7 protein-coding genes are annotated in these 6,000 nt (G+C 71.7%); 5 read left to right on the plus strand and 2 right to left on the minus strand.

All coding sequences use genetic code 11. The annotated features are described in order from the left end of the window. The first annotated feature begins 80 nt into the window (after positions 1-80). The 4 genes from FZN60_RS18190 (at position 81) to FZN60_RS18205 (ending at position 3,272) form a co-directional block, all read left to right on the plus strand. Positions 81-824 carry an 8-oxoguanine DNA glycosylase gene (locus tag FZN60_RS18190; protein ID WP_246726940.1) on the plus strand — a complete coding sequence of 248 codons (744 nt, stop codon included), beginning with the start codon at positions 81-83 and terminating at the stop codon, positions 822-824. Positions 825-922: 98 nt separating this feature from the next. Next, a complete protein-coding gene (locus FZN60_RS18195; RefSeq protein WP_158874911.1) occupies positions 923-1,294 on the plus strand; it encodes a hypothetical protein in 372 nt (123 codons plus the stop codon). Then, positions 1,291-2,511, plus strand: coding sequence for a PfkB family carbohydrate kinase (locus FZN60_RS18200; protein ID WP_158874912.1), 1,221 nt, complete (start codon positions 1,291-1,293; stop codon positions 2,509-2,511). Before FZN60_RS18195 ends, FZN60_RS18200 begins: the two co-directional genes overlap by 4 nt. 146 nt (positions 2,512-2,657) lie before the next feature. Continuing rightward, on the plus strand, positions 2,658-3,272 hold the full coding sequence (locus FZN60_RS18205) for a hypothetical protein (RefSeq protein ID WP_158874913.1): 615 nt from the start codon (positions 2,658-2,660) through the stop codon (positions 3,270-3,272). Here the strand turns inward: FZN60_RS18205 and FZN60_RS18210 are convergent. Next, complete coding sequence (locus FZN60_RS18210) at positions 3,232-3,585, minus strand: hypothetical protein (protein ID WP_158874914.1); 354 nt, start codon at positions 3,583-3,585, stop codon at positions 3,232-3,234. The genes FZN60_RS18205 and FZN60_RS18210 overlap by 41 nt on opposite strands. A gap of 171 nt (positions 3,586-3,756) precedes the next feature. Between FZN60_RS18210 and FZN60_RS18215 the strand changes: the two genes are divergently transcribed. After that, entirely contained in the window at positions 3,757-4,362 is a 606-nt protein-coding gene (locus FZN60_RS18215) for a 7-cyano-7-deazaguanine synthase (protein WP_158874915.1), read from the plus strand. Positions 4,363-4,412: 50 nt separating this feature from the next. Here FZN60_RS18215 and FZN60_RS28665 read toward each other — a convergent pair whose 3' ends face one another. After that, positions 4,413-4,772, minus strand: a complete 360-nt coding sequence (locus FZN60_RS28665; RefSeq protein ID WP_199266592.1) for a helix-turn-helix domain-containing protein — start codon at positions 4,770-4,772, stop codon at positions 4,413-4,415. Between the last annotated feature and the right edge of the window lie 1,228 nt (positions 4,773-6,000).

Raw genomic sequence — 6,000 nt, forward strand, 5'->3', positions numbered from 1 at the left:
TCGGCGCGCGGCCATCGCCCGGACGCAAGGCCCACTCCCGGTAGATGCTGGCTTCCTGGGCCGGGCCGGAGGGGACGTCGATGCTCGAGGAATTGGTAGGTGCCGGCTGCGGCCCGGCGGGAACGCACGCGCGGTCGCCGATCGCGCCGGTCGACCGCGCGCCGGACGAGGAGGTCGTTCCCGGCGTCGCCTGGGGGCGCAGCGGCTGGGTCGGGAGCCCGGCCTATTGGGCGATGCTGGCGGCGACGGAGGACCCGCGTGACGACTACGTCCGCAGGGACGGCTGCCCGCTCCACCACGAGGTGGCCTTCTGCCTGCTCGGCGGCTTCGGCATTCGCATGGAGGTCAACGAAGCCGCCTACGCTGCATGCCTCGGACGGGGCATCCTCGATCCCGGCCGCCGTCCTTCCGCGGGGGAGATCGAGGACGCACTCTCGATGCCGCTCGACGTCGGGGGGCGCCCGGTCAGGTATCGCTTCCCGCGGCAGAGGTCGCGCCGGCTGTCCGACGCGCTCCGCGCGATCGAGGACTCGCCGCCCCCGACGGCGACGGCCCGCGGCTTCCGCGCCGCGCTGCTCGCCATCCCCGGGATCGGGCCGAAGACCGCCTCCTGGATCGCGCGCAACTGGCTGGGCGCGGACGACGTCGCGATCCTCGACGTCCACGTGCTGCGGGCGGGCGTCGCGATGAACCTCTTTCCGGCCGGATCCAGGCTGCCCGGCGACTACCCGGCGCTCGAGGACCGCTTCCTCGCGTTCGCCGCCGCGATCGGCGTGCGCCCCTCCCTCCTCGACGCCGTCATCTGGCGGGAGATGCGCCGCTAGGCGGAGGGCACGACCGCCCGGCGGGCGGCCGCATGGCCCGGCGGTCCAAACGCGTGCTAGGCCTTCACGAGAGAAGGCACGAATCGCTGGAGGGCGGCATGGGCGGAAGCGGCGGCGGGGGACTGGGATCGCGGTCGGGCGGGCTGCCCCGGCCCGGCGGGACGGGCGGCGGGTCCGGCGCGGACGACTGCGCCCTGCGCTTCGACGTCGACCTCGAGAGCGTCGACCCCGCGGTCCTGGCGGTCGTTCCGGTCGGGACGGACTGCGCCGTGACGCTGCACCGCCAGGGCGGCTACGACGTGGCCGTGGTGGTCGCGCCAGCGGGTGGGATCGTCGGCTCGCTCTCGGGCTTCCGCGGCCTCGCGACCCTGTTGCGGTGCATCCGCGACGGAAACGTCTACGTCGCGGCCGTGACGGCGAGGACGGCCAACACATGCCACGTCCTCGTCACCCGGGCGGCGGCACCATGATCGTAGCAGGCGGCGCCTACCGCGAGATCTGCGACTCCGCGCGCTGGGACCGGGTGTACGGCTCCGGCGGCCGTGCGGCCTGCGCGGCCGCCCGGTGGGGAGACGGCGTCCGGCTCGTCTGCCATGCCCACGAGGGGTGGATCGAGGACGCGCGCGCCACCTTCTCCTCGATGGGCGTGGACTGCGAGATCGCGCCGATCCCCGACGAGATCGCGTTTGTCTACGCCCACCCGATGGCGACGCCGGTCCTCCTGAACGGCATGCCGGCGGCACGGCCGGAGCTCGTCGTCGACGGGGACGCCGTCGTGCGGTTCGGCATGCTCGAGTGCGAGGCACTGGTGCGGGCGCGCCGGGCCGTCCACGACCCGCAGGGCGCCGGCGCGACGGTGCCGTTCGGGGCGAACGGATCCTCCGCCGACAGCCTCGCGTTCGTGCTCAACGAGGCCGAGGCCCGCAGCCTGTCCGGCAAGGATTCGGCCGAGGAGGCGGCCGCGGAGCTGTTGGCGGTCGCCGAGGCGGTCGTGGTGAAGGGCGGGACCGCCGGCGCGCTGGTCGCCCGCCGCGGGGGCGCGTCCGTGCGCGTCCCGCCCTACCGATCCGAGCGGGTGATGAAGATCGGGTCCGGCGACGTGTTCACCGGGGTCTTCTCGCACCTGTGGATGCGCGAGGGCGCCGATCCGGTCGAGGCGGCCGACCTCGCCTCGCGCGCCGTGTCGGTCTACGTCGAGACTCGCGGCATCCCGCCGGGGTCGCGGAGCGATCTCGCGCACCGGGCCGCCCTGCCGACGGACAGGAGGCCGGGCCGCGTCTACATCGCGGCACCGTTCTTCACGACCGCCCAGCTCTGGCTGGTCGAGCAGCTCGTCCAGTCCGTCGCCGCCCTCGGGGCGACGCCGTTCTCGCCGTTCCACGAGGTCGGCATGGGCGGCATGTCGACCGGCATCGCCACCGAGGACTTGGCTGGACTCGAGTCATGTGACGCGGTGCTTGCGGTCATGGACGGCCGGGACCCGGGGACGCTCTTCGAGGTCGGGCATGCGCGGGCGAACGGCATCCCCGTCGTCATGCTGGCGGAGAACGTGATGGAGGGCGACCTCACGATGTTCGCGGGGACGGGTTGCGAGGTCGTCGGGGATGTGGCGACGGCTGCGTACAGGGCGGTTTGGGCCACGATTTCTGGCTCGCGGCACCGTTGCGTCGATGGGGTCGCACGATGAGGGTCGCCCTTCATCCCCTGCGCAGAGGGCCGATCACCGTCGAGGCGTGGCGGCGCGACTTCGGGGAGCGCCCGTTGACGTCTACCGCCCCCTCAAGACCGAAGGCACGTTGCCCACGTTGCTTCGCTCGTCTGGACGCGGTTGCCGTGCAATCCATTCTGCGCGCGCCTCACTTCACCCATCCAAGGGGGGCGGCTTGCGACACGATCGATTTCGCTCGCATCCCCTTCGATGAACTGGAGCCGGGTCGCTGCGACCCGCAGGCGGGCAGACTCCTGCGTGTGGCGTTCGCCCTCAACTGGCGTTCGCACTTGGGGATTATGAAAGACCTCGTGACCGCCTTCTCGATCGAGGAGTTCATCGCCTTGGTTAAGCGCGCCGACGAGAGGCGCGTATGGGAATACGTCGACCTGCCGGAGAAGCTCCTGCCTTACGTTCTCGTCCTGCTTGCGGACTTCACCCCCGACACAGCCTATCGGCCGAACCGCATATACGGACGGTTCAGGCCGCTCACGCGTTGGGAACGGTTCTGGGTACCCGAACGGCGCCAGACCCTTTCGGACCTTTGGATCAGAGTTCCTCCCATCGATTACATAGTGAGGGGCGGGTTCCGCCTACCCAACGATCCAACGGCTCTTCCCCCGGTGGACGACTACGATGTCGATACGTTCGTCTTCGACGCCCACTTCCTCGAGCGGCCAGCGCCGATCACCGTCGACTTCATGGTGACGAGGGTTCGCGACGAGCTAGGGTTTCAATGATCAGGGCGGATACGGTCTCGGCTACCCCGTCGAGTTCTCCCCCTAGTTCCGAGCGATACACGAGGCTGCCGGTGCCCTTGAAAGGACACCCAAGGAAAATGGAGATGCCGGGAACGGCTGCCGTCGAGAACTGCTGCCGGGAACCGGAGGCCATGCATCGGTCGAACCGCAACCTCGCCTCGCGCTCGTGTTCGACGAAACTCTCCAGATGACGCTTCGTATCGGCGGGGGACATCGCACGGTCCAAGACCATCAACGGCTCGAAGTCGTCGATATCGCCAACCACGTAGAGACATGGATCCGCGTAACGCATCGTGGGCACCTCAGGCCTGTCCACTTCCTCTTTATGGAAAGTGAGCGACCCGCATTCGCCTTCCACAAAGGGTTTTCGGTCGGCGCTCGGCAGCTCGCCACCGCAAGCCAGCGCTGCCGGTTGTCGAGGCGTCGAGTCCTGCGCCGCCTGAGCCCTGCCGGAGATGACCCGATGCGCCTACTCCTGTTCTCGGGCGGCCTCGACTCCTCCGCCCTCGCCGCCGATCTGCGTCCCGACCTCTGCCTGACGGTCGACTACGGCCAGCGCCCGGCGGCGGGAGAGATCCGGTCGTCGGCAGCCATCGCCGCTGCGCTGGACCTGCGGCACGAGACCCTGCGCGTCGACCTGTCGGCGCTCGGATCCGGCGACATGGCCGGGAGCGACGCCTCGGGACTCGCCAGCGGCCCGGAGTGGTGGCCTTACCGGAACCAGATGCTGATCACGCTGGCCGCCATGCGGTACGTGACCTCCGGCCTGTCGGAGATCGTCATCGGCGCCGTCGGGACCGACACCCACGCCGACGGGAAGGCGCCGTTCCTCGAGGCGATCGACCGCGCCCTCGCCGTTCAGGAGGGCTGCGTCCGCGTGTCGGCGCCCGCGCGCGACGCGGATCCGGTCGAGCTCCTGCGCCGGTCGTCCCTGCCGCGCGAACTGCTCTGCCTGACGTTCTCCTGCCACTCGGGGCCGTACGCCTGCGGGCAGTGCCGCGGCTGCACGAAGCGGCTCGCGACCATCTACGCGCTGGATGACGGCGCCGTCGACCCCCTTCCCGGCTGAGCGCACGACGCCGGGCCGCAGGCGGCCCGGCCCGATCCCGGTCGACCCCGTCAGCGTCCCTCCGATGGCCCTGCCGTCGTGCCCGGTCGCGACCGTCCCGAAACGCCGACGAGGACGGTCCCGTCGCCGGCGTCGACGAAGACCGCCCCCGCGCCCTCGAGGGCAGCCCGGATGCGCGCGACGCTCGACGCCCGCGGGACGTGGCCGCCGCGCTCGAAATCGTTCAGGAGGTTCCTGCCGCACCTGGCGAGGCGGCACAGATCGGTCTGCGAGATGCCGAGCATCGCTCGGGCGCCGCGGCAGGCGGCGCCGTCGATGCGTCCTGCGGGGCGCAGCGGACGGCCGTCCCGCGAGTTCTCCTCCCGAGGCAAGATGTCCGGGGGGATGCTGCCCGGCTCAAGCGACGGCAAGATCCTGGATTCCCTCATCCGACCGCTCCCGATGCCCGCAGGAACGACGCCGGGTGGCGGCCCCCCGCCCCCTCCCGGCGCGCGACGAACGGTCGTGCGTCTCAGGATTCATCGATCCGTGCGTCCCGTTTGCCCGCGGCGCCGCGGCCCAAGCCTGCCGGCACGCGCACCGCCCGCGCCGCATCGGGCGGCGCCATAGTGCATCAGGGCCGACGGGGCGTCGACCCGGCGCTCGCGCCCGGGCCATCCCGCGCCAATCCTTCGGCCCTCCCCCACCAATCCTTTCCTGCGCACCCTGCGGCCCCGCCGACGTCGCATCCGCTCGTCCCGCCACGCGACGCAGGGGAGCATGGGATGCCCGGCATCCCCGCCGATCCCCGGCCCGCAGGCGTTCCGGAAGACGCCGTCCCTCGCGCGCCGCCCCCTCGGCTCGCCCCGCCCGTCCGGCTCGCGGTCGAGGCGACGGCTTCCATGCGCCCCCTCGCCCGCCAGCCGGGCGTGACCGGCATCGACGAGCACCCGGAGGCTTCCGGGTGGATCGGGGGACGGGACGGCCGGGAACGAACGCACCTGCCCCTCCCGTCGGCGAGGCGCGTGACGGGCGCGGCGAATGCGCGGTCGGCCCGGCGTCGGGGCGCCACGGGTCCCGGCCGTCCCGGTGGCGGGCGCAGGCTGGTCCCCGCGGGCCGCGCGCATCTCCGGCGGGCGTGGCGGCGGCCGGACGGGATGCGGCGCCTTTCGGTCGGCGCCTGGAAGGATCCGGCAGCCGTCGGGCGGGGATCCGAGACTGTACCGGCCCGACGTTCGCCCCGCTTTCCGGGGATGGCCGGGATTGTTCCGGAGGGCGCAACCGAACGGCAAGGCGCCGCCGGCATCGTCTGGGATCGGCGTCCTGCCGTTCGTCGGTCCGGATCACGCGTCGGCAGGACCTTGCTCCTGATGCAGTTCGGGTCGATCCCAGACCTGCGGAACAGGTTCTCGATGGCGTCCGTGAAGACGCTGAGGGCACCGTCGGGGATGCCGCCGACCACGAAGGTGCATGGAGCGCCTGCCACGACGTGATGAAGCCCGGCCGCGCGGAGGGCTCGTTTCAACAGGGACGGGTCGTGTCCCAGGTGGTGGTGTAGCTGAGAGGCGGTCATCGGCGGTTGCCGGTTAGGATCGGGTTGCGACAGCCAACCCCGAACCGAGAGACCACCGATGACCGACCCGATGATGGCCCTGCGGG

Origin of the sequence: Antarcticirhabdus aurantiaca, assembly GCF_009765365.1 — a bacterium.
Taxonomy (GTDB): domain Bacteria; phylum Pseudomonadota; class Alphaproteobacteria; order Rhizobiales; family Rhizobiaceae; genus Antarcticirhabdus; species Antarcticirhabdus aurantiaca.

Excerpts from the sequence above, each read along its gene's own strand:
- FZN60_RS18215 (WP_158874915.1), top strand. The coding sequence starts at position 3,757 with ATGCGCCTACTCCTGTTCTCGGGCGGCCTCGACTCCTCCGCCCTCGCC.
- FZN60_RS18195 (WP_158874911.1), top strand. The coding sequence starts at position 923 with ATGGGCGGAAGCGGCGGCGGGGGACTGGGATCGCGGTCGGGCGGGCTG.
- FZN60_RS18200 (WP_158874912.1), top strand. The coding sequence starts at position 1,291 with ATGATCGTAGCAGGCGGCGCCTACCGCGAGATCTGCGACTCCGCGCGC.
- FZN60_RS18210 (WP_158874914.1), bottom strand. The coding sequence starts at position 3,585 with ATGCGTTACGCGGATCCATGTCTCTACGTGGTTGGCGATATCGACGAC.
- FZN60_RS18190 (WP_246726940.1), top strand. The coding sequence starts at position 81 with ATGCTCGAGGAATTGGTAGGTGCCGGCTGCGGCCCGGCGGGAACGCAC.